Raw genomic sequence first — 26,499 nt, 5'->3', positions numbered from 1 at the left:
TCGTGAAAAATCCAGGTGGCGACGTTACCTTCAAAACGCCCACACCGGCTGGCGCTTGTCCAGAAAGGCATCGATCCCCTCACCCGCATCGTGTTCCATCATGTTGCGGGCCATGACGTCGCTGGCGTAATCGTAAGCGTCGCTCAAGCTCATCTGCTGCTGCCGGTAAAACATCGATTTTCCGTGACGCACCGCGGCCGGGCTTTTTGCCATGATTTCAGCCACTTTGCCGGCTATCGCTGCGTCAAGCTGGTCTTCTGCAACCGCGTCATTGATCAAGCCCCAGTCCTTGGCCGTTGCAGCGTCGATGAAGCGTCCTGTGATCAACATGTCGAAGGCGCGTTTTGATGAAATATTGCGAGACAAGGCGACCGCCGGCGTTGCACAAAACAAGCCGACGTTGATGCCGGAGACGGCAAACTGCGCGGTGTCCGAGGCAATCGCCAAATCGCAGCTGGCAACCAGTTGGCAGCCTGCGGCAGTAGCAATGCCATGCACCCGCGCAATCACCGGAACCGGCAGCGCCTGGATACTCTGCATTAACCGGCTGCAGCGGATAAACAAGGTTTTGTAGTAGGCCAGGTCAGGATGGCTGCGCATTTCGCGCAAATCGTGGCCGGCGCAGAACGCCTTGCCAGCGCCAGCCAGGACCACGCAACGAACGCCGGGATCGTCGGCAACCAGATCCAGCTCGTGCCGCAAGGCGTCGAGCAACACCTCGGACAAGGCGTTGAACTGCAGCGGCCGGTTCATGCGTAATGTCACGACACCGTTGCAATTCTCTTTTTGCAGCATCACTTCGGTCAATTCGGTCAAATTAACGTGATCCATTGCGACGCCTCCGAGTCAACGGCTAGATTCAGTGTTTTGCACCCTGAATCATTTTACTCCGCTGATCGACACTTCCACCCGCCGGTTCGGCTGCAAGCATGCAATCCTGCGGCAAGAATGACTTGTTGACGCCGGTGATTTGCGAAAATACCGCTCTACTCCATAAGGAACTACACGCAACAAACAGAATTCCAGCGAAAAGCGATTTACGCTTTTCAACGCGGTGCAAAAAAACCTTAAGTTGCAACACTCTGGGTTTTCTTTGCTAATTACTTATCACTAAAGCACTAGGTTCGATAACGCACTGACGCTACGGTTTGCGCCATGCGACACTGTGGATAGTTATGTCGCGTGGGTAAAAATGCACGCCGCTTGACGTTTTCTCATCATTTCGTGCGGGGAGGTATGGCCATCGACCAATCAATCATCTGGTATCTGATCGTCGGCGCCCTGCTGTTGTCGATGAGTTTGATGGCGTCGTTACTGGATCGCCTGCCGATCAGCCTGGCAATGTTCTATCTGCCTGTCGGCTATGTCCTGGGGCCCGCGGTGACCGGCTTGATCAATGTTTCACCGGTCCAGCATGCCGAACTGCTAACGACGCTGGCCAAGATGGCATTGCTGCTGTCGTTGTTTACCGTCGGCCTGAAGTTGCGCTTGCCATTTCGCAATCCCATCTGGCGCCTGCCGCTACGGCTGGGCGTGCTGGCGATGCTTGTCACGATTCCGCTGGTGGCGCTGGCCGGCGTGTTCATGTTCAACTTGCCGCCGGGCGCTGCAATCCTGTTGGGCGGCATCTTGGCGCCTACCGATCCGGTATTGGCATCCGACGTGCAGATAAAAGACGTCAGCGACCGCGACCGGATTCGCTACAGCCTGACTGGTGAAGGTGGTTTGAACGATGGCACCGCCTTTCCCTTTGTCATGCTCGGCCTGTCCTTGCTCGGCGTGCCGTCGGCAACCGCCTATATCAATACTCATGCGATGCTGCATGTGGCCTGGGGCGTGGTGGCCGGACTGGTCGGCGGCTGGTTTATCGGCTGGCTAGTCGGACGCCTGGTAGTGGGTCTGCGACTGCGTTTCCGCCTGGCGCTGGGCATGGAGGAATTCCTCGGCATCGGCTTGATCGCGCTGACCTATGGCGTGACAGAGGCGATTCATGGCATTGGTTTTCTGGCAGTGTTTGCGGCTGGCCTGGCTATGCGTCGCATTGAGTCGACCAATAGCGGCCTGCAAGAGGTGGATCCTGATCAGCGCCAGAACGTGGTGCATATCGCTCCGGCGAGCCATAAAGAAAAAGTTGCCACCCATCCGGCGAAAGCTTCGGCATATATGACAGAAACGGTACTTGGTTTTAATCAGCAGCTGGAACAATTTGCCGAGTTCGTGATGGTGACCCTGACCGGCATCCTGTTATCGCATATCGGCTTTTCCGCGGCAGGAGCGTTGCTTGCTTTGTTGCTGTTTTTTGTGATTCGGCCACTCTCGGTTGCGCTCGCGTTGACAGGCGCCAAAGTCACATCTCTGCAACGGCGCCTGATGGCATGGTTTGGCATCAAGGGAATCGGTTCACTGTATTATCTGGTGTTTGCGTTGCAATTTCCATGGCTGGCGCCCGCCGGTTATCGATCGTCAGCGCTGGCGCCGCAAATCAGCTCGATGGTGCTGACGGTGGTGGCGATGTCGATCGTCATGCATGGCATTTCCTCGACGCCGCTGATGGATATGTATCAACGTCGCCGCCGGCGACAGAAAACCCCCTGATTATCGCGCATCACCGCTCAGATCGACGAAAGGCAGCCGCTGGATGTCTCGCCGGTAAAACCGGCTGCCCGGCCTCAAACAATTTCTCGCGCAAAGTACCGTCTTCGTATTCCAGCTTGTAGGAGCCGCGCGCCTGCAACTCAGGAATCACCAGGTCGACGAAATCCTCAAAGCTTTCCGGCGCTACCGTCCGAGTCAGGTTGAAACCGTCGATATCGGTATCCCTGATCCACGCTTCCAGCTGATCCGCCACCTGCTGCGGCGAACCGACGATGGTCACGTAACGTCCGCCCAGCGCAAGCTGATCCAGTAACTTGCGCACGGTCCAACCGGCACCGGCGGCCGTCACCGCCTTGGCGGAGGATTGGATCGCATTGCTGCTGGCCGGTTTGATCGCTTCGTCGATGCCGTAGGTGGAGAAATCAAACCCGGTACCGCTGGCAAAGTGCGCCAGGCCGGCTTCCGGATTGGCGTAGCGGCAGTATTCGGCATATTTCTCGCGTGCTTCGGCGGCGGTCTGTGCCACGACGACCGAGATGCCCATGAAAATTTTCAGGTCATGGCGATGACGGCCGGCCAGTTGCGCCTGATCGCGCAAGTCGGCGACCAGCTTGCGCGCTGCCTCTGGCTTCTGGCTGGAAATGAATATGCACTCGGCATGGGCAGCCGCAAATTGCTGGCCGCGGTCTGAAGCACCGGCCTGATACAGTACCGGTGTGCGTTGCGGCGATGGCTCGCTCAGGTGGTAGCCGTCGACCTGATAATGCGGGCCGAGATGATTGATGCGATGTACCTTGGCAGGATCGGCGAAGATCCTGCGTTGGCGGTCGCGCAGCACAGCGCCCTCTTCCCAGCTGCCTTCCCACAACTTGTACAGCACCTGCATGAATTCTTCGGCGCGCTCGTATCGCGCATCGTGTTCCGGTTGCTCGCTCAAACCCATGGCACGCGCCGCGCTGTCCAGATAACCTGTGACGATATTCCAGCCGATCCTGCCGCGCGTCAGGTGATCCAGGGTCGACATGCGGCGTGCGAACAGATACGGCGCCTCGTAAGTAAGATTGACGGTGACGCCGAAACCCAGATGCTTCGTCACCGCAGCCATCGCCGACACCAGCAACAACGGATCGTTGACCGGCAGCTGGATCGATTCGCGCAAAGTCAGGTCGGCAGAGCCTTGATAGACATCGTAGACACCGACGATATCCGCCAGGAACAAACCATCGAACTTGCCTCGCTCCAGCAGTTTGGCTTGCTCGGTCCAGTATTCAATGCTGGTGTATTCGGTGGAATGATCGCGCGGATGCGTCCACAAGCCATGGTTGATATGTCCGACGCAATTCATGTTGAACGCGTTGAGGCGGATTTGTTTCTTCGGCATTGTCAGATCGCACCGTGGCGCGGTGGATTTTTGTGGTTTAGGTAGTAGTTGCCGACCGCGTGGTATTTCCAGCGCACCGGGTCGTGCAGCGTGTGGGTGCGGGCGTTGCGCCAGTGCCGGTCCAGGTTATGTTCGGACAGGGTGGCTTGCGTACCGGCCAGTTCGAACAGTTTGCTGCCTGCAGCCAGCGATATTTCCGTAGTCAGGACGCGGGCTTCGGCCACCGCGATCGAGGCGGCGGCGACGCTTTCGACAGTTGGCGCCGATGCAGCGCGGCCCACCGCTTCTCCTGCTATTTCAAGCAGCGCTTCGGCGCCAGCCAGACGCACCGCCAGATCGCCAAATTCACGCACCGTCAGGGGATCGTCGATGGCACGTTCCACCTTGCTGTCGATCCAGGCACGCGAACGGGTACGCACGAATTCGGCAGCATCACGTAGTGCCGCCCGGGCGATACCGACGTCGATCGCCGCATGCAGTAATTGCGCCAGCGGCCCCAATGTAGTCGGACGCTCGAAGGCGCTCTGGAACGGCAGTACTTCGTCCGCTTCGACCCGCACATTGTCCAGCACAACCGAACCGCTGCCAGTAGTGCGCTGGCCGAAACCAGACCAGTCGTCGATCACCTCCACCCCGGCCGCGTCACGTTTGACGATAGCCAATTGCTGCACGCCGTCGTCATCGATCACCGATACCGGAATCCGGTGTGCGTATAGCGCGCCGGTCGCATAGAATTTGCGGCCATTGATACGAAATCCCTCGCCATCCTTGCTCAGGCGAGTGCGCCGCTCCTGCGAAGTACGCGTGCCAAGCTCTGCCAGGGCGTTGCCGAACCGCTCGCCGGCCAGGATCCGTTCAAAGTAAAAACGCTTTTGCGCATCGCTGCCGTTCACCCGCAGAATCTCGACCGCATAAAAATGGTTCTGCGGAATCTGTCCCAGCGAGCCGTCGGCTGCGGCGATGGTGGCGATCACTTCAGCCAACGTGGCATACGATACGCCGGCGCCGCCGTATGCGCGCGGCACGGATATCCCCCACAAGCCGGAACGGGAAAATTGTTCAAGTTCGCTCAACGGCAGTCGCCGCTCGCGGTCGCGCTGGCTGGCTTCTTTGGTAAACGCCGCCGCCAGCGCCCGTGCTACGGCCAGCGCCTGGATGTCGTCGAGGATACGCACCAGCGGGCCTTCGGCTGCATGGATATGAGTAGTCATAATGTCAGTTCCAGGAATGGCGCGCCGGCGCGATGCCGTTCAGCAGATAATTGCCGATGGCATGCAGCTTCCAGCGCATCGGATCGTGCAAGGTGTGGGTACGCGCATTGCGCCAGTGGCGATCAAGATTCTGTTCCGCCAAAGTCGCGGCGGAACCAGCCAGTTCAAACAGTTTCTCGCTGGCGTGCAGCGCAATCTCCGTGGTCAGCACCTTAGCTTTGGCGACCGCAATCGAAGCGCGGGCCGATGCTTCGGCATCTATTGCGACCGTGGCGATCTGGTCGAGTACGCCAGCAGCCTTGGCTAGCAACGCGTTAGCCGCGTGCAGGCGGATCTTCAGATCGCCGATATCACGAATGATGTAGGGATCGTCGCTGGCACGTTCAACACCGCTATCGGCCCAAGGACGCGAACGGGTACGGACGAAACTGATCGCATCATCGATCGCCGCTTCGGCTATGCCGGCGTCGATCGCAGCCTGTATCAATTGCGAAACCGGCCCCTGGATGCCGGCCTGCTCAGCCTGTTTATACAGCGGTAACACATTTTCAGTGGCCACTGGCAGGTTATCCAGCAACACCGTGCCGCTGGCAGTGGTGCGTTGGCCAAAGCCAGACCAGTCATCGACGATAGTCAGGCCGGGTGTGCCGCGCCTGACAAATACCAGCACAACGCGGCCTTGCTCATCAAGCGCTTTTACCGGCACCCAATGGGCAAACAAGGCGCCGGTCGAATAAAATTTCTTGCCGTTCAGAAGATAGCCGTTGGGCGTTTCCAGCAAGCGCGCTTTCATCTCCAATATATTCCTGGTGCCGCGTTCCGGCCCGGCGTTGCCAATCCGCTGGCCGGCAAGGACATCGGCGTAGATGCGGGCTTTTTGCGCAGCGTCCGCGCTCTGCGCGACCACGCCGAGAATGCCGAAATGGTTTTGCGGAATCTGTCCCAAGGCAGGATCGGCTGAGCACAATACGCGGAATACTTCGGCCAGCGTGCGGTAGGAAACCTCGGCGCCGCCAAATGCTTTTGGAACGCTGATGCCACCCAGGCCGCTGGCTGAGAATTTTTCAATTTCCGCCCACGGCAAACGCCGTTCGCGGTCGCGCTCACTGGCGCCGGTACGGAATTCGGCCGCTAGCGCATGCGCTACATCCAATGCTTCCTGGTCGCTACCGATGCGATGCGCCGGAACGACCCGGGGTAACAGGTCGACCGGGCTTGCCTCAATTGCTGCTGTCGCGATAGACGACATGAATCACCTCTTCTGTGGCGCGCCAGATTGCAACTCGTGATTGCAATCCATTGCGAAGGAAGAAACGATAGCGTGCGGGGGCAAGCCGCGTCCAATAAGAAAAACGTCCGAGAGTATGCGGAAAATGCTCTATAGCTTTTTTGAAAGAAACGATGCGGATAGTTCGGAGATACCGGAAAGCCGGTCGGGTAAACCTGGCGCCGCGGTCAGTCATCCATTACATCGAAGGACCGCGGCCAAGATAGAGAATTGCGGAGGAGAAGGCAGTAACGTCAGTGCGCTACAAAAACTGCATCAGACTGCGTCAGGACCGGTTTCGCCGGTACGGATACGGATCACTTGTTCGATATTACGCACGAAAATCTTGCCGTCGCCGATCTTGCCGGTGCGCGCAGCTTTGATGATGGCGTCGACTGCACGTTCAGTCAGGGCATCGTCGATTACCAGTTCAACTTTCACTTTTGGCAGGAAATCGACCACGTATTCCGCGCCGCGGTACAGCTCGGTATGGCCTTTCTGACGGCCGAAGCCTTTTACTTCAGTCACGGTCAGGCCGGTGACGCCAACTTCGGCAAGGGCTTCACGCACCTCGTCCAGCTTGAAGGGTTTGATAACGGCGGTAATTTGCTTCATGACAACTCCTTTAGGCATTAAACATAAATCTTTGCAGCGCTGCGCCTAAAATAACGGCACAGCATGGTTAAAGCTCAACCTGTAAGAGTATAGGAAAAACTCGGTTTGTCTATAACCGTAAATCAATATCTGCGACAAAATCTACAACAACGGCGATAACAACCCGCTTTCTCCCTATTTTTGGGCAGAGAAACGATCAGTCGGGAATATTCGCCAGGTCGTTCAGCCACACGGTCGCGTCCGAATCGCTAGGCGCACGCCAATCGCCGCGCGGCGACAACGAACCGCCACTACCGACCTTAGGCGCGTTCGGTACGCAGGAACGCTTGAACTGGCTGGTCCTGAAAAAGCGGTCGAGGAAGATCGCCAGGTTGCGCTTGATCGCCGCCAGGTCGTACTGGTTCCGCACTATCTTCTCATCATGGGGCCAGCTGCCTTTAGTCTTGTCTTGCCAGGCTGAAAACGCCAGGAAAGCGACTTTCGACGGCGCAAAGCCGTAGCGCAGGATGTAGTACAAGTTAAAGTCCTGCAACTCATACGGACCGATGACATCTTCCGTAATCTGCTCTGGCTTGCCGCTGGCCTTGCCTGGCACCAGTTCCGGACTGATCTCGGTACTCAGCACGTTCAGCAGCACATCGGAACCCTGGCCGCCGATGGCGCCGGTCTCGGCCACCCAGCGTACCAGATGGCTGATCAAGGTCTTCGGCACGCTGGCGTTGACGTTGTAATGCGACATGTGATCACCGACGCCGTAAGTACACCAGCCCAGAGCCAGCTCGCTCAGGTCGCCGGTGCCGATGACAATCGCGTGATTGAAGTTCGCCAGCCGGAACAGATGATTGGTGCGCTCGCCGGCCTGGACGTTTTCGAAAGTGATGTCGAACTGGTCCTGGCCCGCAGCATAAGGATGGCCCAGATCTTTCAACATTTGCAGGCAGCTGGGGCGGATGTCGATTTCCGCCGCCGTGCAGCCAACCAGCTGCATCAGTTGCCGTGCCTGCAGCAGGGTGCGGTCGCTGGTGGCAAAACCGGGCATGGTGTAAGCCAGGATATTTGAGCGCGGCAGGTTCAGGCGGTCCATCGCTTTAGCGCAGACCAGCAACGCATGGGTTGAATCCAGGCCGCCGGAAACGCCGATCACCACTTTGGATATCTTGCTGGCCGACAGGCGCTGCACCAGCGCTTGCACCTGAATGTTGTAGACCTCGGTGCAACGTTCGTCGCGGCGCTTGGTATCGGCCGGTACATAGGGGAAACGCTCGACCTTGCGCGCCAACGGCAGGGCCTGGTCCAAAGGTAGCGCCAGTTCAAAGCGCAGCACCTCGAATTTGGCCACCTCGTCGGCATGACGCCGGACCGACTGCCCGAAAGTGGTCTGGCGCATCCGTTCACGCGACAATCGCTCAAGGTCGACATCGGCAAAGATGACATGCGAATGGTCCAGGAAGCGCTCGGATTCTGCCAGCAGTTCGCCGTTTTCATAAATCAGGCCCTGGCCATCCCAGGCCAGATCGGTCGACGACTCGCCTTTGCCGGCCGAGGTATACAAATACGCCGACAGGCAGCGCGCGGATTGCTGCGCCACCAGCTGATGGCGATAGCCAGCCTTCCCCACCACCACATTCGAGGCGGAGAGATTGACCAGGACACTGGCGCCGGCCAGCGCCGCAAACGATGAGGGCGGAATCGGCACCCACACATCTTCGCAAATCTCGACATGGAATCGCAGGAGCGGCAGGTTGCTGACCTCGAACAGCAAGCCGGTACCGAATGGAATACTGGCGCCGAACAACTGGATTTGGCGGATTGCGGTATTGTCAGCGGGGCTGAATTGGCGCATCTCATAAAACTCGCCGTAGTTTGGCAGGTAACTCTTGGGCACGATGCCCTGGATCCGGCCACCGGCAATCACCACTGCACAATTGAACAGTTGATGCTCGACGCGTAACGGCAAGCCGACGATCATGGCCGGCGACAGCGTGGCCGAAGCCTCCACTATTGTAGCCAAGGCAGCTTCGCAGGCATCCAGCAAAGCACGTTGGTGAAACAGGTCGTCGCAGGTGTAGGCGGACAAACCCAGCTCCGGAAACGCCACCAGCACAGCTCCCTGCTGCTCTGCCTGTCTGGCGAGCGCGATAGTTTCGGCGGCGTTAAAAGCCGGGTCGGCTATCCGGCAATTCGGGATGGCGACCGCGACACGCGCAAAATCATGGGAGTAAAGGTTCAGAAACTTATTGGTTGTCATCATTCTTCCTGCACTCTGCTTGATATGCTAATTATCGCATGCTAATGCCTTACCCTTGAGAGCGGGCGGCAGAGCGTTGGCAGCGATGCTAAACTCCACCCTTTCACCACCCACATTCACGGCTCGCCAAGTCCTTGATTAATAAGACTACAACCCAGACAACAACCAAGCCTACCACGCGCATCATTTCATCCCTGAGCGAGGTAGGCCAGGCAGCATGGGACGAACTGCTAGGTATACAGGCCGATGCTAATCCCTTCCTGTCATTTGCTTTTCTACATGCCTTGCACGAAAGCGGCAGCGCCTCGGAAAAGTCAGGCTGGCAACCGCAATACGTGACAATGTGGGATGAAGTTGACGGCCAGCCGCGCCTGATTGCCGCCCTGCCCTTGTATGTGAAATTTCACTCGTACGGCGAGTACGTGTTCGACTGGGCCTGGGCCGATGCCTATGAGCGCAACGGCCTGGAATACTATCCGAAACTGCTGTCGGCGATTCCGTTTACACCCGTCACCGGCGGCCGCCTGCTGGCGCGCGACGACCAGGCGCGGGCGGCGCTGATCGATGTGTTGAAGTCATTACGCAAAGATACGCAGACTTCCTCCACCCACATCCTGTATCCGCCCGCCGCGCAAGCCGAGGCCCTGCAACAAGCTGGTTTCCTGTTGCGCAGCGGGGTCCAGTTCCATTGGCTGAACCCTGGTTATCGTAATTTCACTGAATTTCTCGATACGCTGGAACGCAAAAAGCGCAAGAATATCGTCGCCGAGCGGCGCAAGGTAGCTGATGCGGGGGTACGCCTGCGCCGGGTGCGCGGGCAAGATGCGACTGAGGCTGACTGGATATTTTTCAACCGCTGTTATGCGCAAACCTATGCGGAGCATCGCTCCACACCTTACCTGAACCTGGATTTTTTCCTCAGGATCGGCGCCAGCATGCCGCACAACATCCTGCTGATCGTGGCCGAACGCAACGGTCGGCCGATTGCATCGTCGCTGCTGATCTATACCGATCAAACTTTATACGGCCGTTATTGGGGCGCACTGGAGTTCGTCCCGTGCCTGCACTTTGAGACCGCCTACTACCAGCCCCTGGAATTCTGTATCGAACAGAAAATCGCCTGCTTTGAAGGTGGCGCCCAAGGCGAACACAAGATGGCGCGTGGCTTTCTGCCGCAAAAAACCTGGTCGGCGCACTGGCTGGCGCATCCGGCCTTCGCCGACGCGGTAGCCAATTTCCTGGAGCGCGAGGCCGATGGCATCGATAGTTATATGGATGAACTGAATGATCGCAATCCATTTCGATCGGCGCCGCCTTAGCACGCGCTGATCAGGACTAGCCGGCAAATTTGCAGCGGCATCGTAGGGTGGGCATGTATGCCCACGCGTGACCGCGATAACCGGAGCAAAGGCCTCCGCGGCACGGAAATCGGCATGTACGTGAAGTGATTTCAGCGTGGGCACAGAAGCGTGCCCACCCTACTTCTTTCCGTTACCTGCCGCCAATCCGTGAAGATCCTTTTTTAGTCCAGAAGACCAACCCTGCCGCAATTACCGACGCAATCGCCAGACCATACAGCCCGCCCTGGATCGACCCGGTTTTTTGCTCCAGGTAGCCAAAGGTTGCAGGTGCAAAGAAACCGCCCAAATTACCGATTGAATTAATCAGTGCGATAACACCAGCCGCGATCCGGGCATCCAGATAGCCTTGGGGAATAGGCCAAAAAAGCGAGGAAGCCGCCTTGAACCCTATCGCGGCGAAGCAGATCGCCACAAACGCAAAGACCGGGCCGCTGGTGGTAGACATGAACATCCCGCAAGCTGCAACAACGAGCGCTATCGCCACCCACATCTGCTGATGCTTGAAGCGCGTCGCCAGAGAGGCGAAAATGTACATTGCAACGATGGAGATCAGCCAAGGTATGGAGTTGAACAAACCGACCTGGAATTCGCTGAAATGCCCCATTTTCTTGATGATGCTTGGGAGCCAGAACGTGGCGCCATAGATAGTCAACTGGATCGCGAAATAGATGAAACAGAAAAGCGCGATGCGGCTATCTTTCAGCAATGCAAATGAACTCACATGTTTTGGCCGGTTGGCTTCACGCTCTTTTTGTTCGGCGTCGATAACCTCCGCTAAAGCGTTGCGCTCGGCGTCGGTCAGCCATTTCGCGTCACGTGGATGGGAATCAAGCCGGAACCAGACGACAACACACAAGACAATCGATGCGAGTCCCTCGATAATAAACATCCATTGCCAGCCGTGGAATCCGCCGCCTTCGATCTGCAGCAGCGCGCCGGACAGAGGGCCGGAAATCACGGATGCCAGAGCCGATCCGCTCAGAAAAATCGCCATTGCTTTGCCGCGTTCGCTGTTCGGCAGCCACTGGGTAAAGTAATACACGACGCCCGGAAAGAAGCCGGCTTCGGCTACTCCCAACAACAGGCGCATTACATAGAACGATGTTTCACCGGTAATGAACGCCATGCCCGTAGCCACGACGCCCCATGTGAACATGATGCGGGTCAGCCAGGCTTTCGCCCCAAAACGCTGCTGTAAGATATTCGAAGGCACCTCAAATACCGCATAGGCTACAAAAAACAGGCCCGCTCCAAGTCCGAATGCCGCAGCGCCTATGCCGAGGTCGGTTTGCAGATGGGAACGGACGAAGCCGATATTGACGCGATCAATGTAATTTGCGATGAACATGACGACGAATAAAGGCAATATCCGCCATTTCACTTTATTGATCGCAACGTCCAATATGCTTTGGGCATCGCTGTTAGTTGCAGCACCATCTTCAGCACCGGTTGTTAGAAGTGTACTCATACTGCTGTCTCCTTGAATTTTATTTGCCGGACCTGTTATTTTTTTAGCGGACCAGGCAAGGCATTTTGTTATTGAATTTCCATCCAGGGATGAGATATTGCATCGCTATCGCATCGTCTCGCGCACCTAGCCCCATGTTGCGATAGAGTTGATGAGCAGCTTCTATCTCGACCATATCGATCTCGACGCCCAAGCCGGGCTTTTTAGGAACCTGAACCAGTCCACCCTCTATCTTCAACGGCTCTTTTGTCAGCCGCTGTCCGTCTTGCCAGATCCAGTGGGTGTCAATCGCGGTAATTTTTCCAGGTGCTGCAGCAGCGACATGTGTGAACATCGCCAGGGAAATATCGAAGTGGTTATTCGAATGAGAGCCCCAGGTGAGGTCCCATTCATTGCACATTTGCGCTACGCGCACAGAACCTTGCATGGTCCAGAAATGCGGATCGGCCAAGGGTATGTCGACCGACTGCAGTTGAATCGCATGGCGCATCTCACGCCAGTCGGTGGCGATCATGTTGGTCGCTGTCTGCAGGCCGGTGGCGCGGCGGAACTCCGCCATTACTTCGCGGCCGGAATAGCCGTTTTCCGCGCCACACGGATCTTCCGCATAGGCCAGCACGTCGTGCTTGTCACGGCACAGACGGATCGCATCTTTAAGCAGCCAGCCGCCATTCGGATCCAGCGTAATGCGGGCTTCGGCGAATTCCTCCGACAGAGCGGTCACCGCTTCCATTTCATCTTCACCGCGCAACACCCCGCCTTTCAGCTTGAAGTCGTTGAAACCGTATCGGTCATGGGCGGCGCGCGCCAACTCGACAATGGCCTCGGTAGTCATCGCTGTCTCATGGCGCAGGCGTAGCCAGTCATCAGGTTCATCGTCGGCGGAGGCATATGGCAAGTCCGTGTTTTTGCGATCGCCGATGTAAAACAGGTAGCCGAGCATTTCTACCGCGTCGCGCTGTTGCCCCTCGCCCAGCAGAGCTGCTACAGGCACCTTCAAGAACTTGCCCAGCAGATCAAGCAGCGCTGCTTCCAGTGCCGTGACCGCGTGTACAGCAATACGTAAATCGAAGGTTTGCAAGCCACGGCCGCCGGCATCTCTACCCTGAAAAGCCTGGCGGGCCTGGTTAAGGGTACTGTTGTAATCGCCGATAGACTGGCCGACAACCAGCTGTCTTGCATCTTCCAGTGCCTGCCTGATCTTCTCGCCGCCTGGCACTTCGCCAACACCCGTCTCGCCAGAACTGTCAGTCAGGATGACGATGTTGCGCGTGAAGTAAGGGCCGTGAGCGCCGCTCAGGTTAAGCAACATGCTGTCCCGGCCTGCGACGGGTATGACCTGCAAGGACACGATACGCGGCGTGTCATTGGCAGGTAAAGGATTGTTTGTGTTCGACATGGTTGTCTCCAGTTTCAAAACTTAGTATTAGTCCTGGCGCTGAACTTGTGCGCCTGTTCCATATGTATTAAAGAGACCTACTGCGGGCCAAGGGATTTGATCAACACATCAAGCTGTTCGCATTCTTGCGGCGTCATATCTGTCAATGGCGTCCGTACCGGGCCAGCAGTGTGGCCAACCAAGGTTGCGCCTGCTTTCACGATACTGACGGCATATCCGGGCTTCCGGTTTCTGATCGCCAGGTAAGGTAAGAAGAAATCGTCGATGAGGCGGTTAGTCGTCGCGAAATCATCAGTGCGCACCGCTTCGTAGAAATCAATTGCCGTTTTCGGGATGAAATTGAACACAGCCGAGGAATATACCGGCACGCCCAGTGCCTTATAGGCGGAGGCATATACTTCTGCGGTAGGCAAGCCGCCCAGGTAAGTGAAGCGATCGCCCAGCTTGCGCCGGATCGTGACCATCAATTCGATTTCGCCGATACCATCTTTAAAACCGATCAGGTTCGGACAACGGTCAGCCAGTTGCAGCAGCGAATCGGCATCCAGGCGGCATACGTTGCGGTTGTACACCACCACGCCGAATGTAACGGATTTGCAGACAGCTTCGATATGCGCTACCAAGCCATCCTGGCTAGCTTCGGTCAGATAGTGCGGCATTAGCAAGACGCCATGAGCCCCTAGCTTTTCCGCCTCTTGCGCATAAGCAATTGCGGTACGGGTCGGGCCGCCCGCTCCGGCCAGGATAGGCACTTTGCCGCGACAAGTTTCAACTGCGACCTTTACAACCTTCGTGTAATCCTCTGGCGTCAGGGAGAAGAACTCGCCTGTTCCACCCGCAACAAATAACGCGGTCGCGCCATACGGCGCAAGCCATTCCAGACGATCTGCGTAGGGCTTGGAGACAAAATTGCCATCTGCGTCGAAGTCGGTGATCGGGAAAGAAAGCAAGCCGGAAGAGAGGATTTGTTTCAGGTCTTGTGGTGTAAACATGATGGTCGCTGATGAAAGATTGATAAAAGCGGAAATTTCCTACTGCATTTAACCTTGTTTGATGTCGGTCATCGTACAAGTAAAAATATCGACCCGCAAGATCTGTTTGGAAATATTCCTAAAAAAAAGAAGCAACAACGACTTTCCGTGGCAACGCTCACACCAGATATCTGACGTAAATGTCAAAGTGGCGGCCCTGTTCAATTGCACGTGGAGTCCTTTCATCAAGTCGCCTGTTGTCCTATGAGTTGCCTATTTGAGCATTCATCGATAACGGCGGCATTGGCACTTGCCGTATCAGACCTGTACAAATACCATTGTCGGCCACGCATCCGGCCCGACCTCACACAAAGAACCGCCATGCAACCCACCCATATCTTGCTAGCCTTGTTGACCGTCACAATCTGGGGGTTGAATTTTGTCGTGATCAAGATCGGCCTGGCAGGTTTGCCGCCACTGCTGTTTTCGGCGCTGCGCTTCGTGTTTGCAGCCCTGCCGCTGGTGTTTTTCATCAAAAGGCCGGCGATTCACTGGCGTTACCTGATCGGTTTCGGCCTGTTCCAGTTCGCACTACAGTTTTCCTTGCTGTTCTCGGGCATGCAGCTTGGCATCGGCGCCGGCCTGGCTTCGCTGGTGATCCAGCTGCAAGCGTTTTTTACTATCGGCCTGGCGGTGCTGCTGCTTGGTGAACGCCCGCTGGTGACGCAATTACTTGGAGCGCTGGTGGCGCTGGCCGGGATTGTGCTGGTCGCCGCCCATCTGGAAGCGAAAGCCACTGTGATCGGCTTCCTGCTGGTCATCGGCGCCGGCCTCAGTTGGGCTAGCGCCAATATCGTCACGAAGAAAATCGGCAAGGTTAATCCGCTGGCTCTGATGGCTTGGGGTTCGTTGATTGCGTCGCCGCCATTGTTGCTGGCTTCAGCCGTGTTCGAAGGCCCTGCCGCCTGGCACAACGCATTTACGCACTTTGGCTGGATCTCGGTGGCCGCGGTGTTTTATCAGTCCTACCCCAATACCATCGTCGGCTATGGCATCTGGACCATCCTGATGCGCAAATACCCGGCCGCCACGGTGGCGCCGTTTTCGTTGCTGGTGCCGCTGGTGGGAATGCTGAGCGCGGCCATCGTGCTGAATGAGTCGCTGGAGTGGTGGAAAATCGTTGCAGGGTTGCTGGTGCTGGGCGGGCTTGCCTTGAATTTGTTCGGTGGGCGGTTGATGCTGGCGCTGAAGGCCAGGGCGTAAGGCAACATTGTTCGTCAAATATTTAAACTTGCACCAAGACCATTTGTTGGACATCAACGTTCGCTTGACACATAACGACTGGTCTATATACTAGTCTATTACATTTTGACCGGAGCGAAATCGTGAATATCGAAATTGGGTCTTACGAAGCAAAAACAAAATTACCCGAACTCTTGCGTGGAGTGCAATTGGGCAACCGTTACACGATCACTCTCAGAGGCGAAGCCATCGCCGACTTAATTCCAGCGGACGCATCGCAAAAAACCGACATTGCAGCGGGGGTAGCCCACATGCAGCAGTTGATGACATCGTACCCGCCATTGCTCGGAATCGACACCAAGGCGCTGCTCGATGAAGGGCGCGATTAATGCGATTTGTTCTTGATAATTCTGTCACGATGCGCTGGTTGTTCGGCGACGGTTCGCCTAGTGACAAGGCGTACGCCAAACAGGTATTGGCCTCGATCTCCGAGGCCCGAGTATCTGTGCCGGGTGTTTGGGGCCTGGAAGTCGCCAACGTGATTACCAGAGCGGAAAAGAAATTCGGACTGACGGAAGCGCGGAGCGCAGAATTTGTGCATGCGCTTCAGCAGATGCATATTCAGATTGACCCACAAACAAGCGATCATGCTATGGGAGATACCTTGCAATTGGCGCGACGCTATAACTTGTCGGCGTACGATGCTGCGTATCTGGAGCTCGCTCTCAGGGAAGGATTAGCGCTCGCTACGCTGGACGAAGGTTTGATAAAAGCTATCAAGAAAGCCGGTGCCAAGCGCTTTGTTTCGAAACCTCAATAACAGCGCATACCCACAATAAAAAAGCGCACCTCGGTGCGCTTTTTTTGACAAACCCGTACAACCGTACTAATTAAGCCGCGATGGATTTTTTGTATGCTTCCACGCCCGCCAAAATTTCCTTGCGCGCTTCATCCGGACCGAACCAGCCGTCAATCTTGACCCATTTGCCCTTTTCCAGATCCTTGTAGTGTTCAAAGAAATGCTGGATCTGCTTCAAGCGCAGTTCATTCATGTCTTCAGGCTTTTGCCAGTGGGTGTAGATGCTCAGTACTTTGTCTACCGGCACCGCCAGCAACTTGGCGTCCTGGCCGGCTTCGTCCGACATCTTCAACACGCCGACCGGGCGGCAACGTACAACCACACCCGGGAACAGCGGGAACGGAGTAATCACCAGCACGTCGACCGGATCACCATCTTCCGACAAAGTTTGCGGGATATAACCGTAGTTACAAGGGTAATGCATTGCAGTACCCATGAAGCGATCAACAAAAATCGCGCCGGATTCCTTGTCGACTTCGTACTTGATCGGATCGGCATTCATCGGGATTTCGATGATGACGTTGAAATCGTTTGGCAAATCGCGCCCGGCCGATACTTGATTCAGACTCATGGTGTGCTCTCGTCAATAATTAAAAAATTTGCTACAAAAACCTCTTAACCTGAAATTATAACGGCTCAACGCCCTATCGTGCGATGCAACATCGACTTAGTTGCAGCTAAGTTGTTACTTCCTCACTACTTCCTTGCTACTCCGTTGCAGCGCCACCATCGATCCCCCGCAAACGAATAACCATATAGCAACAACCTTGCACGCATTCCTGTTTTGACTTATATTTCAGTAATTACTGAAAATTCAAAACATCATGCCAACTACCCAAGTCACCAATTCCCCAGGCGCAAGCACCCCGCTTACTCCTCTCACACCGCTAACCCAGCGCGTCATCTCGCACTTCGGCGAAATGGGCAGCCGCTGGGGCATCAACCGCACGGTCGGCCAGATCTATGCCTTGCTGTATGTACTTGGCCAGCCCTTGAATGCCGATCAGATTGCCGATTACCTGACTTTTTCGCGCTCCAACGTCAGCATGGGCTTGAAAGAATTGCAATCCTGGCGACTGGTCAAGCTATTGCATCAGCCGGGCGACCGCCGTGAATACTTCGAACCGCCCAAGGATATCTGGGATATTTTCAAGACACTGCTGGAGGAGCGCCGCCGGCGTGAGATAGAGCCGACTTTGTCGATGCTGCGGGATGCCTTGCTGGAGAATCCCGCCAACGATATTGATAAACAGGCACAACAACGGATGCGCGAGATGTACAATCTGATCGAATTATCCAGTTCCTGGTTCGACGATGTGCAACGCTTGTCTCCGGAAACCCTGGCATCTCTGATGAAAATGGGATCCAAGGTCAAGAAATTGCTGGACGTGCGCGACAAGTTCCGCGGCACATCGAGCAGCAGCAAAACTCATGGCGATCACCCTGACGTGCAACTGACAGTCCAGTTAAAGGATTAGACGCATGCAGTCTTTCTCCGCAAAAAAAAGATTCACGCGCTTGCCGCTGGCGGTCGAGATCACACTGATCCTGATCGTCAAGATCGCCCTGCTGACGCTGCTGTGGAAAGCCTTTTTCTCTGAGCCGCAAACCAAGAAAATGCGCATGCCGACCGAACTGGTCGAGCAACATTTCCTGACTCAGCCTCCCGGCGCACCGCTATCAGCTCCTTCCAGTTCGTCCCACCCTTCCCCTTCGGAGACCCGCCAATGATTCCCATTGATGAAGTCGTCGCCTTATCTCGCCTGCAGTTCGCAGCGACCGCGATGTTCCATTTCCTGTTCGTACCGCTCACGCTCGGGTTGGCATGGATCCTGGTGATCATGGAGTCGGTCTATGTGATGACCGGCAGCCCGATCTACAAAGACATGACCCGCTTCTGGGGAAAATTGTTCGGGATTAACTTCGCAATGGGGATCGCCACCGGCATCACGCTGGAGTTCCAGTTCGGCACCAACTGGTCCTACTACTCGCACTATGTCGGCGATATCTTCGGCACGCCGCTGGCGATCGAGGGGATGATGGCGTTCTTCCTCGAATCGACTTTTGTCGGACTGTTCTTCTTTGGCTGGGATCGCTTGTCGCGGGTTCAGCATTTGCTGATTACTTTCCTGGTGGCGCTCGGCTCCAGCCTGTCTGCGCTGTGGATCCTGATCGCCAACGGCTGGATGAACAATCCGGTCGGCGCCGAGTTCAACTATGAAACCATGCGCATGGAGCTGACCAGCATCGTCGATGTCATCTTCAATCCGGTGGCCCAGGTCAAGTTCGTCCACACTTTGTCAGCCGGCTACGTCGCCGCCTCGATGTTCGTGCTCGGCATCTCCGCCTACTATCTGTTGAAAGGACGCGACACCGCGTTTGCCCTGCGGTCATTTGCGATTGCCGCCGGCTTCGGCCTGGCCTCGACCTTGTCCGTCATCGTGCTCGGCGACGAATCCGGTTATACCGCAGGTGAAGTCAACAAGGTCAAGATGGCGGCGATGGAAGCCGAATGGCATACCGAACCGGCGCCGGCCGGCATCACCGTGTTCGGCTGGCCCAACGAGAAGGAGCAACGCACCGATTACGCGTTCAAGATTCCCTATGTGCTGGGCTTGATCGGCACCCGTTCGGTAGACAAGCAGATCACCGGCATCCACGATCTGAAAAAAGAGCATGAAGTGCGCATCCGCAACGGCATGCTGGCGTATGCCGCCCTGACCCGTCTCAAAGGCGGCGACAAATCTCCGGAAGCGATTGCCGATTTCGACAAGCTGAAACACGATCTCGGCTACGGACTGCTGCTGAAGAAATACACGCCGAAGGTGGTCGACGCCACGCCCGAACAAATTGCGATGGCGGTCAATGACACCTTCCCTAACATCGCGCCGATGTTCTGGTCGTTCCGGCTGATGGTTGGACTGGGGATCCTGTTCCTGTTCATTTTCTCTTGCTCGTTCTATTTCCTGATCCGCAAGCAGCTGGCCAAGCAACGTTGGCTGCTGCGCCTTGCTGTATATAGCATTCCGTTGCCATGGGTAGCGATCGAGCTGGGCTGGGTACTGGCCGAATACGGCCGTCAGCCATGGACCATCTCTGGCGTGCTGCCGACCCATTTATCAGCATCGACCTTGCAGCCAGGCAGCTTGTATTTCAGCCTGGCCGGATTCCTCGGCTTCTACACCTTCCTGTTCGTGATTGAAATGATATTGATGATGAAGTACGCCCGGCGCGGCCCAAGCAGCCTGCATACCGGCAAGTATCACTGGGAGCAACCAGACCAGACCAGCGTCAGCCACGACAGCACGGCCAAGGCTTAAGGAGAACACCATGATCTTTGACTACGAAACATTAAAAATAATCTGGTGGGGCTTCGTTGGCGTGCTGTTGATCGGCTTCGCGCTGACCGATGGCTTCGATTTCGGCGTCGGCATGCTGCTGCCGTTCATCGGCAAGACCGACGGCGAACGCCGCGTCATCATCAATTCGATAGGTAGCACCTGGGAAGGCAATCAAACCTGGTTCATCACTGCCGGCGGCGCGATTTTCGCTGCGTGGCCGCTGGTGTATGGCGCTGCGTTTTCCGGCTTTTATGTGGCGCTGATGCTGCTGCTGTTTTCGCTGTTCTTCCGCCCGGTCGGCTTCGACTACCGCAGCAAGGTAGCCGATACGCGCTGGCGCAATGCCTGGGACTGGGGCCTGTTCGCCGGCGGATTCGTGCCGCCGCTTATTTTCGGTGTAGCGTTCGGTAACCTGTTCCTCGGCGTGCCGTTCCATTATGACGACACCATGCGGGTTGAATATACCGGCAACTTCTTCCAGCTGTTGAATCCGTTCGGGCTGCTGGCTGGCTTGCTCAGCGTTGCCATGCTGCTGATGCATGGCGCCGCTTACCTGCAAGTCAAAACCGATGCGCTGATCGCCCAGCGCGCCCGCAGCGTGGCCAAGGTTGCGGGCTTGGTGACGATACTGCTGTTCGTGGCCGGCGGCTTCTGGGTTGCTTTTGGCATCAATGGTTATCGCATCACCGGCATGCCGGACCCGAACAGCGCCTTCATGCCGATCGTCAAAACCGTCGCCACGGTCAACGGCGCTTGGTTCGACAATTATGCGCACTGGCCCGCTACCTGGGCCTTGCCGGTCATTGCCGTCGCCGGGGCTTTGCTGTGCGTGGTATTCAGCGCCGCCGACAAGGCAATGGCAGCATTCCTGTCCAGCGGCTTCAGCGTGACCGGCATCATCCTGACGGCGGGCGCCTCCCTGTTCCCGTTCATCATGCCCTCCTCGCTCGCCCCCAACAGCAGCCTCACTATCTGGGACGCGGTATCGAGCCACAAGACGCTGGGCATCATGTTCTGGGTAGTGGTCATCATGCTACCGATCATCATGCTGTACACCACCTGGGTGTACCGGGTCATGCGCGGCAAGGTCACCTTGAAGCATATTGAAGACAACGAGCACACTGCTTACTAACCTGCGCATTCGCAGAACTGGAGAAACTTATGTGGTATTTCGCATGGATATTGGGAGTCGGCCTGGCGCTGGCTTTCGGCATCATCAACGTCATGTGGCTGGAGGCAAACTACGCTTTCGGCAGCCGCGATGAAGAAACCACCCGCGAGCGCTTTGAAAGCGCCGCGGCCGAGCATGAAGCCAGGGTGCGCAGAAAATGAACGGCGCAGCGGTTGAGGTGATACCGAGCGTCGGCTGCCGCTCGTTGCTGCCCGGTCATGATTTTGTCGACGCTTACCAGGTCCAGGCTGAGATTGCCGGCCTGGACGCCCGACAGGCTGCCGACGCCATCATCAAGAATCCGCCCGGATGGATAAAGCAATTGATGGCGACGCGTAACCGTGTGGTCAGGTTGTTTCAATTGAAAACCGTTGAAATGGGTGTGGATGATCCACGCGCCGCGCAGCGTACGGTTGGCGGCTTTCCTGTCGTGGCGCAATCACCGCAGGAAGTGGTGCTGGGATTCGACGACAAGCATCTGGATTTCAGGGTCAGCATAACGGTTGCGCCAGACGGTGCCACCGGTACGCAGGTGACCGTCACGACGGTGGTCAAGACCAACAATCTGTTGGGAAGAGTCTACCTGGCGGTGATCATGCCTTTTCACCGGGTAATCACCCGTCACTTGCTGGAAAACGCCAACTTCGGCCGGGCCGCCTAGGCGCTTTGCGTCTCGCTGGCGGCGTCAACTCCTGCCACCGCCATTGCCCCGTCCGCGCCACCATCTTCAACGTCACCGGCACTGATGGCGATGGCTACCTGCTCCAGCTTGGTAACCGCCACATTCAGAGAATCATTGACCTGCGCCATAGTATGCTGGGGCATGGTTTCCGCTATTTGCGCCACAGCTCCTGCCAAATCGATTACCGCCAGCGTCAGATTGGCAATCAGGTCGCGCTCATTAGTCATCGTTCAAGGTCCAGTATCATACGGGGGACGGCATTATTACATTACGGGGCCGAATGCTAAACTGCCCGACAATAAAAAAAACAAAAAAACTCATTACCGCTGGAATTTGAATCTTGAATCATCACAAAACACAAACATCGCTGGCATTGTTCTGCAAGGTCGTTGATAACTTTGGCGACATAGGTATCTGCTGGCGCCTGGCACGTCAACTGGAACAGGAACATGGCATCGCCGTGACTTTGTGGGTGGACGATTTGCGCAGCTTCCAACGAATTTGTCCGGAAGTCGCGGTTGATCGCGACGTACAACAGATTGGCACCGTGACGGTACGCCATTGGCTCGATCAAGACGGCGTATTCATGGCCGCCGACGTGGCCGACATCGTAATTGAGTTTTTTGCCTGCGACATACCGCCTGCTTATATTGCGGCGATGGCCGAGCGCACACCGCATCCGGTGTGGCTGAACCTGGAAGGCCTCAGCGCCGAAGAATGGGTGGAAGGTTGCCATGCGCTGCCGTCGCCCCAGTCGCGATCTTTGACAAAATATTTCTTCTTTCCCGGCTTCACCAGCAAAACCGGCGGCCTGCTGTGTGAATCAGGATTGGCACAGCAGCGTCAGGCATTTCAACAAGACGCCGCTGCGATGGCGGCTTTTCTCAGCCAGTTCGGCGTCACACCGGCAGAGATGGTTTCCCTGAAGGTCTCCCTGTTTTGTTATCCACAAGCGCCGGTTTCTGCGCTATTCGATGTTTGGCAAAGCAGTAACAAAGCGATTACCTGCCTGGTGCCGGAAGGCGTTGCCGCCGACGCCGTCGAAAAATTCCTGGGGAGAACTGCGCAAGCCGGAGCAACCGCCAGCCACGGCGCACTGACTGTGCGCGTGCTGCCTTTCGTTCCCCAACCCGACTACGACAAGCTATTGTGGGCATGCGACCTCAATTTTGTACGAGGCGAAGATTCCTTCGTCCGCGCCCAATGGGCCGACAAGCCTTTTATCTGGCATATCTACCCGCAAGACGAAGACTTGCATCACGTTAAATTGAATGCATTCCTGGAACGCTACACGGCCTCGACTGAGAACCTGAGCGAATTCTCTTTGAGCTGGAATGAAGCCACGAAAAAAGCGGTGAACTGGACTTCACTATGGGCGCTATTTGAAGCCGACATGCCAAAAATTGCCATCATGTCCACAGATTGGCAACGTCAAATGGGGGAAAATGGCGACTTGGCCAGCAATTTGCTGAAGTTTGCCGAAACAGTTCAGTAAGAGACATTCAAAAATAGGTTAAAATATACGGCTAATTTTTGATGCATTTAAAAATTCAATCATACGTGGGCTTGCGGCGCTTTTTGCCAGTGGGCTACAGATGATTTTTATGTAACCTACTTTTTTACCTATATTCGCTATGAAACCAGCAAAAGAAATTCGTGTCGGCAATATCATTATGGTTGACAGTAAGCCAATGATCGTTTTGCGCTCTGATGTCAACGGTTCGAGCCGCACGGGCTTCACCTACAAGTGGAAGATGAAGAATCTTCTGACAAACAGCCCACAGGAAAACGTTTTCCGTGGCGATGACAAGTTTGACGTAGTTGTGCTCGACAAGAAACCAGTTACCTATTCGTACTTCGCCGATCCGCTGTTCGTGTTCATGGATACAGACTACGAACAGTATGAAATCGAAGAAGAAAACCTGGGCGATGCATTGCACTACCTGAAAGACGGCATGGAATGCGAAGCCGTGTTTTACGACGGCAAGGCAATTTCGGTCGAACTGCCAACCACTATCGTGCGCCAGGTTGTTTACTCGGAGCCAGCGGTTAAAGGCAACACTTCGGGCAACGTCCTGAAAGAAGCCAAGATCGAAAACGCGATCGAAGCAAATCAACACATCGTCATGGTGCCGTTGTTTGTCAGCTCTGACGACTTGATCGAAATCGACACACGTACCAACGAGTTCAAGAAGCGCGGTTAATACCGGGGGGTTACTTACCCTTCCGCTTACAAAAAAAACGCTGCCGATTACCGGCAGCGTTTTTTTTTCGCCTGTCTTGTAGGATGGGCACGCTTTTGTGCCCACGCGGAACTCACAACACGCATATGCCTGCTTCCGTGCCACGAGGGTTTGTACCCCGGTTATCGCGGTCACGCGTGGGCATACATGCCCACCCTACGAACAGCGAACTATTGACTCAATATCTCACCCAGCTTCTTGTGATTGAAGCCGAAACTGGAAATCACCACCAGGCCGGCCAGCGCCAGGGCGCCACCTAGCCACAAGGTGGACGGGATGCCGAGCGAATCGACCACCACGCCACCGGTGGATGAGCCCACTGCGATTGCGACCTGCACAATGCTGACGAACAGCGCAGAACCGGCTTCCGGCAGATCCGGCGAAGACATTTGCAACCAGATGCTAAGGCATAACGGGATAGCGCCGAACGCAACGCCCCACGCCAGTATCATCACCACTACCCCGGCTTGCGAAGCGTGCAGCGACGGCAGCGCCAGCAAGGACACCATCAGTATCGCCACCACGGCAAACAGGGACAGCTGCAAATTGCGGCTGACGGTGGTCGAGATCACAAAATTCGACACGAAACCGACAAAGCCGAAACCCAGCAATACCGATGTAATCGCAGGCAGGTTGAATCCTGCGCTTTGCACCAGGAACGGCGTGACATAGGTGTAAGCCGAGAAGTGAGCGCCAAACACCAGCGCCACCATCAGCAAGCTTTTACGGGTATTGGCGCGGCTCAGCAACGCGCGCAGGTCGCTCAAGCGTATCGCCGCTTTCGATGGCAGCGACGGCAACAGCAATGCTTGCGCAGCCAGCGCCACGGCGGCCAGCACGCCTGTGGCGATAAACGATGCGCGCCAGGAAGCCATGGTGCTGATGAAGGTGCCGAGCGGTACGCCGATCACCGTGGCGAAGGTAACCCCGGTCAGTATCATCGCGGTCGCCTTGGCCGCGTGCTGCTCCTGCACCAGCCGCGCCGAAGTTGCCAGCGCCAGCGTCCAGAAACCGCCAAGGGCCGCACCCAGCAGCGCCCGGCCCAGCAACATCGTGCCGAAGCCGGGTGCCATCGCCGACACCAGGTTGGAAGCCAGCAGCAAGACCGACAAAGCCAGCAAGATCAAGCGGCGGTTAATGCGCCCCGCTCCCAGCATCAGTGCCGGAGCGGAGATCGCTGCGATTACTCCGGGCGTGGTTACCATCAAGCCAGCCGTGCCAGGCGAGACGCCAAGGTCGCGGGCGATTTGCGGCAGCAGGCCGACCGGCAGGAATTCAGTCGTCACAAAAGCAAAAGCGCCTATCGCCACCGCCACCACCGACAACCAGGACCGCAACGGCGATGGCGTGCTGTTGGCATGGATGCGCTGATCCGGCAGGGGCAGATCGAGACGGCTGTCGTTTTGCGCGCTGATCGCCGCTAGATTTTTTTCCATGTAAAACTCCTGTTTGTTGTCTTGTCTTGATTAAACTGTATTATTTTTAACTACAGTTTAAAATATAAAAACGGGATCAAAATCGATCCCTCCATCAAATCAACTGTATTTAATATTCATACAGTTAATTATAAAAAAAACCACTATATCCCGGCCTGAGCCATGACTTTAGTCTTGTCGGCGATCTTGTTGACGAGCTCGCATAATTTCCGGCCCTTCAAAATCTCCAGCATGGCGTCCTCTACTTCCGACACTACCGGATCCAGCACCATATCCATGCCGCAGCTAACCGGACAGCAAAGGTCTTTCGAGCGCGTATTGTGCTTCAGCACCGGCCCCTCCTCCACTGCCTGATAGATCTCGGCCAGGTTGATTGCCGAAGCCGGCCGCGCCAGCTGCACACCGCCGCCCTTGCCTTCCTTGGTCACCACCAGGCCGGCCTTGCTTAACTTGCGTAACAGCTCTCGCACAAAAACCGGATTAGTATTGACGCTGGCAGCAATGGCGGTGGACGGAAAATACACTTCCCCGCCCCTGGTAGCGTATTCAACGCTGACTAAAATGTGTGCCGCCACGGCAAATCGACTGGACTTCATACTGTCACTATATTCAATACAGATAATCCGGTCAACTAATTTTGTTGCATAAGCTTATGTGGATAGAGTCAGCCGCAAAATGTCACAATGCGGGGGATATTCCGTAATTCCCATGGAGATTCAATGCCTAAATACCTGGACCGGGCCGCCATCGTAAAGCTGGAGGATTTGCCGAATATCGGCAAGGCGGGAGCTGCCGATTTGCGTCTTATCGGTATCCGGCAGCCTGAACAACTGATCGGCAAATCGCCGCTGCAGATGTACGACACACTTTGCGCCAAGACTGGCGCCAGGCACGACCCATGCGTGATCGATGTTTTCATGTCGGTGGTGCGTTACATGGAAGGTGCTGAACCGCTGCCTTGGTGGTCGTACACGGCTGAGCGCAAGCGCCTGCTCAAATCTGGGTAACT

Annotated in this window: 27 protein-coding genes; 14 read left to right on the top strand and 13 right to left on the bottom strand. The window is 56.1% G+C overall.

Annotation, left to right across the window (positions count from 1 at the left end):
* Positions 1 to 30: 30 nt before the first annotated feature.
* Positions 31 to 831, bottom strand: a complete 801-nt coding sequence (locus BM029_RS12240) for an enoyl-CoA hydratase (RefSeq protein ID WP_170851058.1) — start codon at positions 829 to 831, stop codon at positions 31 to 33.
* A gap of 405 nt (positions 832 to 1,236) precedes the next feature.
* On the opposite strand from BM029_RS12240, the gene BM029_RS12235 reads away from it, so the two are divergent.
* Positions 1,237 to 2,595, top strand: coding sequence for a cation:proton antiporter (locus BM029_RS12235; RefSeq protein ID WP_244545022.1), 1,359 nt, complete (start codon positions 1,237 to 1,239; stop codon positions 2,593 to 2,595).
* A gap of 10 nt (positions 2,596 to 2,605) precedes the next feature.
* Here the strand turns inward: BM029_RS12235 and BM029_RS12230 are convergent, their stop codons facing one another.
* The 5 genes from BM029_RS12230 to BM029_RS12210 form a co-directional block, all read right to left on the bottom strand.
* Positions 2,606 to 3,976, bottom strand: a complete 1,371-nt coding sequence (locus BM029_RS12230) for an LLM class flavin-dependent oxidoreductase (protein WP_092436359.1) — start codon at positions 3,974 to 3,976, stop codon at positions 2,606 to 2,608.
* 2 nt (positions 3,977 to 3,978) lie between these two features.
* Entirely contained in the window at positions 3,979 to 5,187 is a 1,209-nt protein-coding gene (locus BM029_RS12225; RefSeq protein WP_092436357.1) for an SfnB family sulfur acquisition oxidoreductase, read from the bottom strand.
* A 4-nt stretch (positions 5,188 to 5,191) separates the two neighbouring features.
* The gene (locus BM029_RS12220; protein WP_092436355.1) at positions 5,192 to 6,436 is read right to left on the bottom strand and encodes an SfnB family sulfur acquisition oxidoreductase; all 1,245 of its coding nucleotides are present in this window, start codon (positions 6,434 to 6,436) and stop codon (positions 5,192 to 5,194) included.
* 294 nt (positions 6,437 to 6,730) lie between these two features.
* Positions 6,731 to 7,069: a P-II family nitrogen regulator gene (locus BM029_RS12215; protein ID WP_038487829.1), complete on the bottom strand. Its 339-nt coding sequence runs from the start codon at positions 7,067 to 7,069 to the stop codon at positions 6,731 to 6,733.
* A gap of 196 nt (positions 7,070 to 7,265) precedes the next feature.
* Positions 7,266 to 9,320 carry an NAD(+) synthase gene (locus BM029_RS12210; protein ID WP_092436353.1) on the bottom strand — a complete coding sequence of 685 codons (2,055 nt, stop codon included), beginning with the start codon at positions 9,318 to 9,320 and terminating at the stop codon, positions 7,266 to 7,268.
* 131 nt (positions 9,321 to 9,451) lie between these two features.
* On the opposite strand from BM029_RS12210, the gene BM029_RS12205 reads away from it, so the two are divergent.
* A complete protein-coding gene (locus BM029_RS12205) occupies positions 9,452 to 10,636 on the top strand; it encodes a GNAT family N-acetyltransferase (protein ID WP_244545021.1) in 1,185 nt (394 codons plus the stop codon).
* Positions 10,637 to 10,808: 172 nt separating this feature from the next.
* On the opposite strand, the gene BM029_RS12200 is transcribed toward BM029_RS12205, so the two are convergent.
* From BM029_RS12200 to kdgD, 3 genes are all read right to left on the bottom strand, one after another.
* A complete protein-coding gene (locus BM029_RS12200) occupies positions 10,809 to 12,146 on the bottom strand; it encodes an MFS transporter (RefSeq protein ID WP_092436351.1) in 1,338 nt (445 codons plus the stop codon).
* Positions 12,147 to 12,189: 43 nt separating this feature from the next.
* The gene (gene gudD, locus BM029_RS12195) at positions 12,190 to 13,545 is read right to left on the bottom strand and encodes a glucarate dehydratase (RefSeq protein ID WP_092436349.1); all 1,356 of its coding nucleotides are present in this window, start codon (positions 13,543 to 13,545) and stop codon (positions 12,190 to 12,192) included.
* Positions 13,546 to 13,622: 77 nt separating this feature from the next.
* A complete protein-coding gene (gene kdgD, locus BM029_RS12190) occupies positions 13,623 to 14,537 on the bottom strand; it encodes a 5-dehydro-4-deoxyglucarate dehydratase (protein WP_092436347.1) in 915 nt (304 codons plus the stop codon).
* 360 nt (positions 14,538 to 14,897) lie between these two features.
* Between kdgD and BM029_RS12185 the strand changes: the two genes are divergently transcribed.
* The 3 genes from BM029_RS12185 (at position 14,898) to BM029_RS12175 (ending at position 16,578) form a co-directional block, all read left to right on the top strand.
* Positions 14,898 to 15,779, top strand: coding sequence for an EamA family transporter (locus BM029_RS12185; protein ID WP_092436346.1), 882 nt, complete (start codon positions 14,898 to 14,900; stop codon positions 15,777 to 15,779).
* A 122-nt stretch (positions 15,780 to 15,901) separates the two neighbouring features.
* Entirely contained in the window at positions 15,902 to 16,147 is a 246-nt protein-coding gene (locus tag BM029_RS12180) for a type II toxin-antitoxin system Phd/YefM family antitoxin (RefSeq protein WP_092436345.1), read from the top strand.
* The gene (locus BM029_RS12175) at positions 16,147 to 16,578 is read left to right on the top strand and encodes a type II toxin-antitoxin system VapC family toxin (protein ID WP_092436344.1); all 432 of its coding nucleotides are present in this window, start codon (positions 16,147 to 16,149) and stop codon (positions 16,576 to 16,578) included. The genes BM029_RS12180 and BM029_RS12175 overlap by 1 nt, the downstream gene beginning before the upstream one ends.
* A gap of 70 nt (positions 16,579 to 16,648) precedes the next feature.
* Here BM029_RS12175 and ppa read toward each other — a convergent pair whose 3' ends face one another.
* Positions 16,649 to 17,188 (bottom strand): inorganic diphosphatase, encoded by a 540-nt coding sequence (gene ppa / locus BM029_RS12170; protein WP_062114092.1) that lies wholly within the window; start codon positions 17,186 to 17,188, stop codon positions 16,649 to 16,651.
* A gap of 253 nt (positions 17,189 to 17,441) precedes the next feature.
* On the opposite strand from ppa, the gene BM029_RS12165 reads away from it, so the two are divergent.
* The 6 genes from BM029_RS12165 to BM029_RS12140 are packed head-to-tail and all read left to right on the top strand — an operon-like array spanning position 17,442 to position 21,790.
* Positions 17,442 to 18,095, top strand: a complete 654-nt coding sequence (locus tag BM029_RS12165) for a GbsR/MarR family transcriptional regulator (protein ID WP_092436343.1) — start codon at positions 17,442 to 17,444, stop codon at positions 18,093 to 18,095.
* A 4-nt stretch (positions 18,096 to 18,099) separates the two neighbouring features.
* A complete protein-coding gene (gene cydP / locus BM029_RS12160; protein WP_092436342.1) occupies positions 18,100 to 18,348 on the top strand; it encodes a cytochrome oxidase putative small subunit CydP in 249 nt (82 codons plus the stop codon).
* Positions 18,345 to 19,937 (top strand): cytochrome ubiquinol oxidase subunit I, encoded by a 1,593-nt coding sequence (locus tag BM029_RS12155; RefSeq protein WP_092436341.1) that lies wholly within the window; start codon positions 18,345 to 18,347, stop codon positions 19,935 to 19,937. Before cydP ends, BM029_RS12155 begins: the two co-directional genes overlap by 4 nt.
* Before the next feature lie 10 nt (positions 19,938 to 19,947).
* Positions 19,948 to 21,090: a cytochrome d ubiquinol oxidase subunit II gene (gene cydB, locus BM029_RS12150; protein ID WP_092436340.1), complete on the top strand. Its 1,143-nt coding sequence runs from the start codon at positions 19,948 to 19,950 to the stop codon at positions 21,088 to 21,090.
* Between the two features lie 29 nt (positions 21,091 to 21,119).
* On the top strand, positions 21,120 to 21,290 hold the full coding sequence (gene cydX, locus BM029_RS12145) for a cytochrome bd-I oxidase subunit CydX (protein WP_092436339.1): 171 nt from the start codon (positions 21,120 to 21,122) through the stop codon (positions 21,288 to 21,290).
* Positions 21,287 to 21,790 carry a DUF2867 domain-containing protein gene (locus BM029_RS12140; RefSeq protein WP_092436337.1) on the top strand — a complete coding sequence of 168 codons (504 nt, stop codon included), beginning with the start codon at positions 21,287 to 21,289 and terminating at the stop codon, positions 21,788 to 21,790. Before cydX ends, BM029_RS12140 begins: the two co-directional genes overlap by 4 nt.
* Here the strand turns inward: BM029_RS12140 and BM029_RS12135 are convergent.
* The gene (locus BM029_RS12135) at positions 21,787 to 22,038 is read right to left on the bottom strand and encodes a hypothetical protein (RefSeq protein ID WP_092436335.1); all 252 of its coding nucleotides are present in this window, start codon (positions 22,036 to 22,038) and stop codon (positions 21,787 to 21,789) included. The genes BM029_RS12140 and BM029_RS12135 overlap by 4 nt on opposite strands.
* Before the next feature lie 113 nt (positions 22,039 to 22,151).
* Between BM029_RS12135 and earP the strand changes: the two genes are divergently transcribed.
* Positions 22,152 to 23,306: an elongation factor P maturation arginine rhamnosyltransferase EarP gene (gene earP, locus BM029_RS12130; RefSeq protein ID WP_092436333.1), complete on the top strand. Its 1,155-nt coding sequence runs from the start codon at positions 22,152 to 22,154 to the stop codon at positions 23,304 to 23,306.
* 139 nt (positions 23,307 to 23,445) lie between these two features.
* Positions 23,446 to 24,015, top strand: a complete 570-nt coding sequence (locus tag BM029_RS12125) for an elongation factor P (RefSeq protein WP_092436331.1) — start codon at positions 23,446 to 23,448, stop codon at positions 24,013 to 24,015.
* Positions 24,016 to 24,224: 209 nt separating this feature from the next.
* On the opposite strand, the gene BM029_RS12120 is transcribed toward BM029_RS12125, so the two are convergent.
* Together BM029_RS12120 and BM029_RS12115 are read right to left on the bottom strand one after the other, a co-directional pair.
* Positions 24,225 to 25,490: an MFS transporter gene (locus BM029_RS12120; protein WP_244545020.1), complete on the bottom strand. Its 1,266-nt coding sequence runs from the start codon at positions 25,488 to 25,490 to the stop codon at positions 24,225 to 24,227.
* Between the two features lie 143 nt (positions 25,491 to 25,633).
* The gene (locus BM029_RS12115) at positions 25,634 to 26,086 is read right to left on the bottom strand and encodes an Rrf2 family transcriptional regulator (RefSeq protein ID WP_092436329.1); all 453 of its coding nucleotides are present in this window, start codon (positions 26,084 to 26,086) and stop codon (positions 25,634 to 25,636) included.
* A 123-nt stretch (positions 26,087 to 26,209) separates the two neighbouring features.
* Between BM029_RS12115 and BM029_RS12110 the strand changes: the two genes are divergently transcribed.
* On the top strand, positions 26,210 to 26,497 hold the full coding sequence (locus tag BM029_RS12110) for a helix-hairpin-helix domain-containing protein (protein WP_092436328.1): 288 nt from the start codon (positions 26,210 to 26,212) through the stop codon (positions 26,495 to 26,497).
* Positions 26,498 to 26,499: the final 2 nt, after the last annotated feature.

The sequence above is a fragment of the Collimonas sp. OK607 genome (genome assembly GCF_900111995.1).
Classification (GTDB): domain Bacteria; phylum Pseudomonadota; class Gammaproteobacteria; order Burkholderiales; family Burkholderiaceae_D; genus Collimonas.
Note: the sequence above shows the minus strand (reverse complement) of the source record. Positions and strands in the feature narration are given on the sequence as shown.

Excerpts from the sequence above, each read along its gene's own strand:
- BM029_RS12240 (WP_170851058.1), bottom strand. The coding sequence starts at position 831 with ATGGATCACGTTAATTTGACCGAATTGACCGAAGTGATGCTGCAAAAA.
- BM029_RS12235 (WP_244545022.1), top strand. The coding sequence starts at position 1,237 with ATGGCCATCGACCAATCAATCATCTGGTATCTGATCGTCGGCGCCCTG.
- BM029_RS12230 (WP_092436359.1), bottom strand. The coding sequence starts at position 3,976 with ATGCCGAAGAAACAAATCCGCCTCAACGCGTTCAACATGAATTGCGTC.
- BM029_RS12225 (WP_092436357.1), bottom strand. The coding sequence starts at position 5,187 with ATGACTACTCATATCCATGCAGCCGAAGGCCCGCTGGTGCGTATCCTC.
- BM029_RS12220 (WP_092436355.1), bottom strand. The coding sequence starts at position 6,436 with ATGTCGTCTATCGCGACAGCAGCAATTGAGGCAAGCCCGGTCGACCTG.
- BM029_RS12215 (WP_038487829.1), bottom strand. The coding sequence starts at position 7,069 with ATGAAGCAAATTACCGCCGTTATCAAACCCTTCAAGCTGGACGAGGTG.
- BM029_RS12210 (WP_092436353.1), bottom strand. The coding sequence starts at position 9,320 with ATGATGACAACCAATAAGTTTCTGAACCTTTACTCCCATGATTTTGCG.
- BM029_RS12200 (WP_092436351.1), bottom strand. The coding sequence starts at position 12,146 with ATGAGTACACTTCTAACAACCGGTGCTGAAGATGGTGCTGCAACTAAC.
- gudD (WP_092436349.1), bottom strand. The coding sequence starts at position 13,545 with ATGTCGAACACAAACAATCCTTTACCTGCCAATGACACGCCGCGTATC.
- kdgD (WP_092436347.1), bottom strand. The coding sequence starts at position 14,537 with ATGTTTACACCACAAGACCTGAAACAAATCCTCTCTTCCGGCTTGCTT.
- BM029_RS12185 (WP_092436346.1), top strand. The coding sequence starts at position 14,898 with ATGCAACCCACCCATATCTTGCTAGCCTTGTTGACCGTCACAATCTGG.
- BM029_RS12175 (WP_092436344.1), top strand. The coding sequence starts at position 16,147 with ATGCGATTTGTTCTTGATAATTCTGTCACGATGCGCTGGTTGTTCGGC.
- ppa (WP_062114092.1), bottom strand. The coding sequence starts at position 17,188 with ATGAGTCTGAATCAAGTATCGGCCGGGCGCGATTTGCCAAACGATTTC.
- BM029_RS12165 (WP_092436343.1), top strand. The coding sequence starts at position 17,442 with ATGCCAACTACCCAAGTCACCAATTCCCCAGGCGCAAGCACCCCGCTT.
- cydP (WP_092436342.1), top strand. The coding sequence starts at position 18,100 with ATGCAGTCTTTCTCCGCAAAAAAAAGATTCACGCGCTTGCCGCTGGCG.
- BM029_RS12155 (WP_092436341.1), top strand. The coding sequence starts at position 18,345 with ATGATTCCCATTGATGAAGTCGTCGCCTTATCTCGCCTGCAGTTCGCA.
- cydB (WP_092436340.1), top strand. The coding sequence starts at position 19,948 with ATGATCTTTGACTACGAAACATTAAAAATAATCTGGTGGGGCTTCGTT.
- cydX (WP_092436339.1), top strand. The coding sequence starts at position 21,120 with ATGTGGTATTTCGCATGGATATTGGGAGTCGGCCTGGCGCTGGCTTTC.
- BM029_RS12140 (WP_092436337.1), top strand. The coding sequence starts at position 21,287 with ATGAACGGCGCAGCGGTTGAGGTGATACCGAGCGTCGGCTGCCGCTCG.
- BM029_RS12135 (WP_092436335.1), bottom strand. The coding sequence starts at position 22,038 with ATGACTAATGAGCGCGACCTGATTGCCAATCTGACGCTGGCGGTAATC.
- BM029_RS12125 (WP_092436331.1), top strand. The coding sequence starts at position 23,446 with ATGAAACCAGCAAAAGAAATTCGTGTCGGCAATATCATTATGGTTGAC.
- BM029_RS12120 (WP_244545020.1), bottom strand. The coding sequence starts at position 25,490 with ATGGAAAAAAATCTAGCGGCGATCAGCGCGCAAAACGACAGCCGTCTC.
- BM029_RS12115 (WP_092436329.1), bottom strand. The coding sequence starts at position 26,086 with ATGAAGTCCAGTCGATTTGCCGTGGCGGCACACATTTTAGTCAGCGTT.
- BM029_RS12110 (WP_092436328.1), top strand. The coding sequence starts at position 26,210 with ATGCCTAAATACCTGGACCGGGCCGCCATCGTAAAGCTGGAGGATTTG.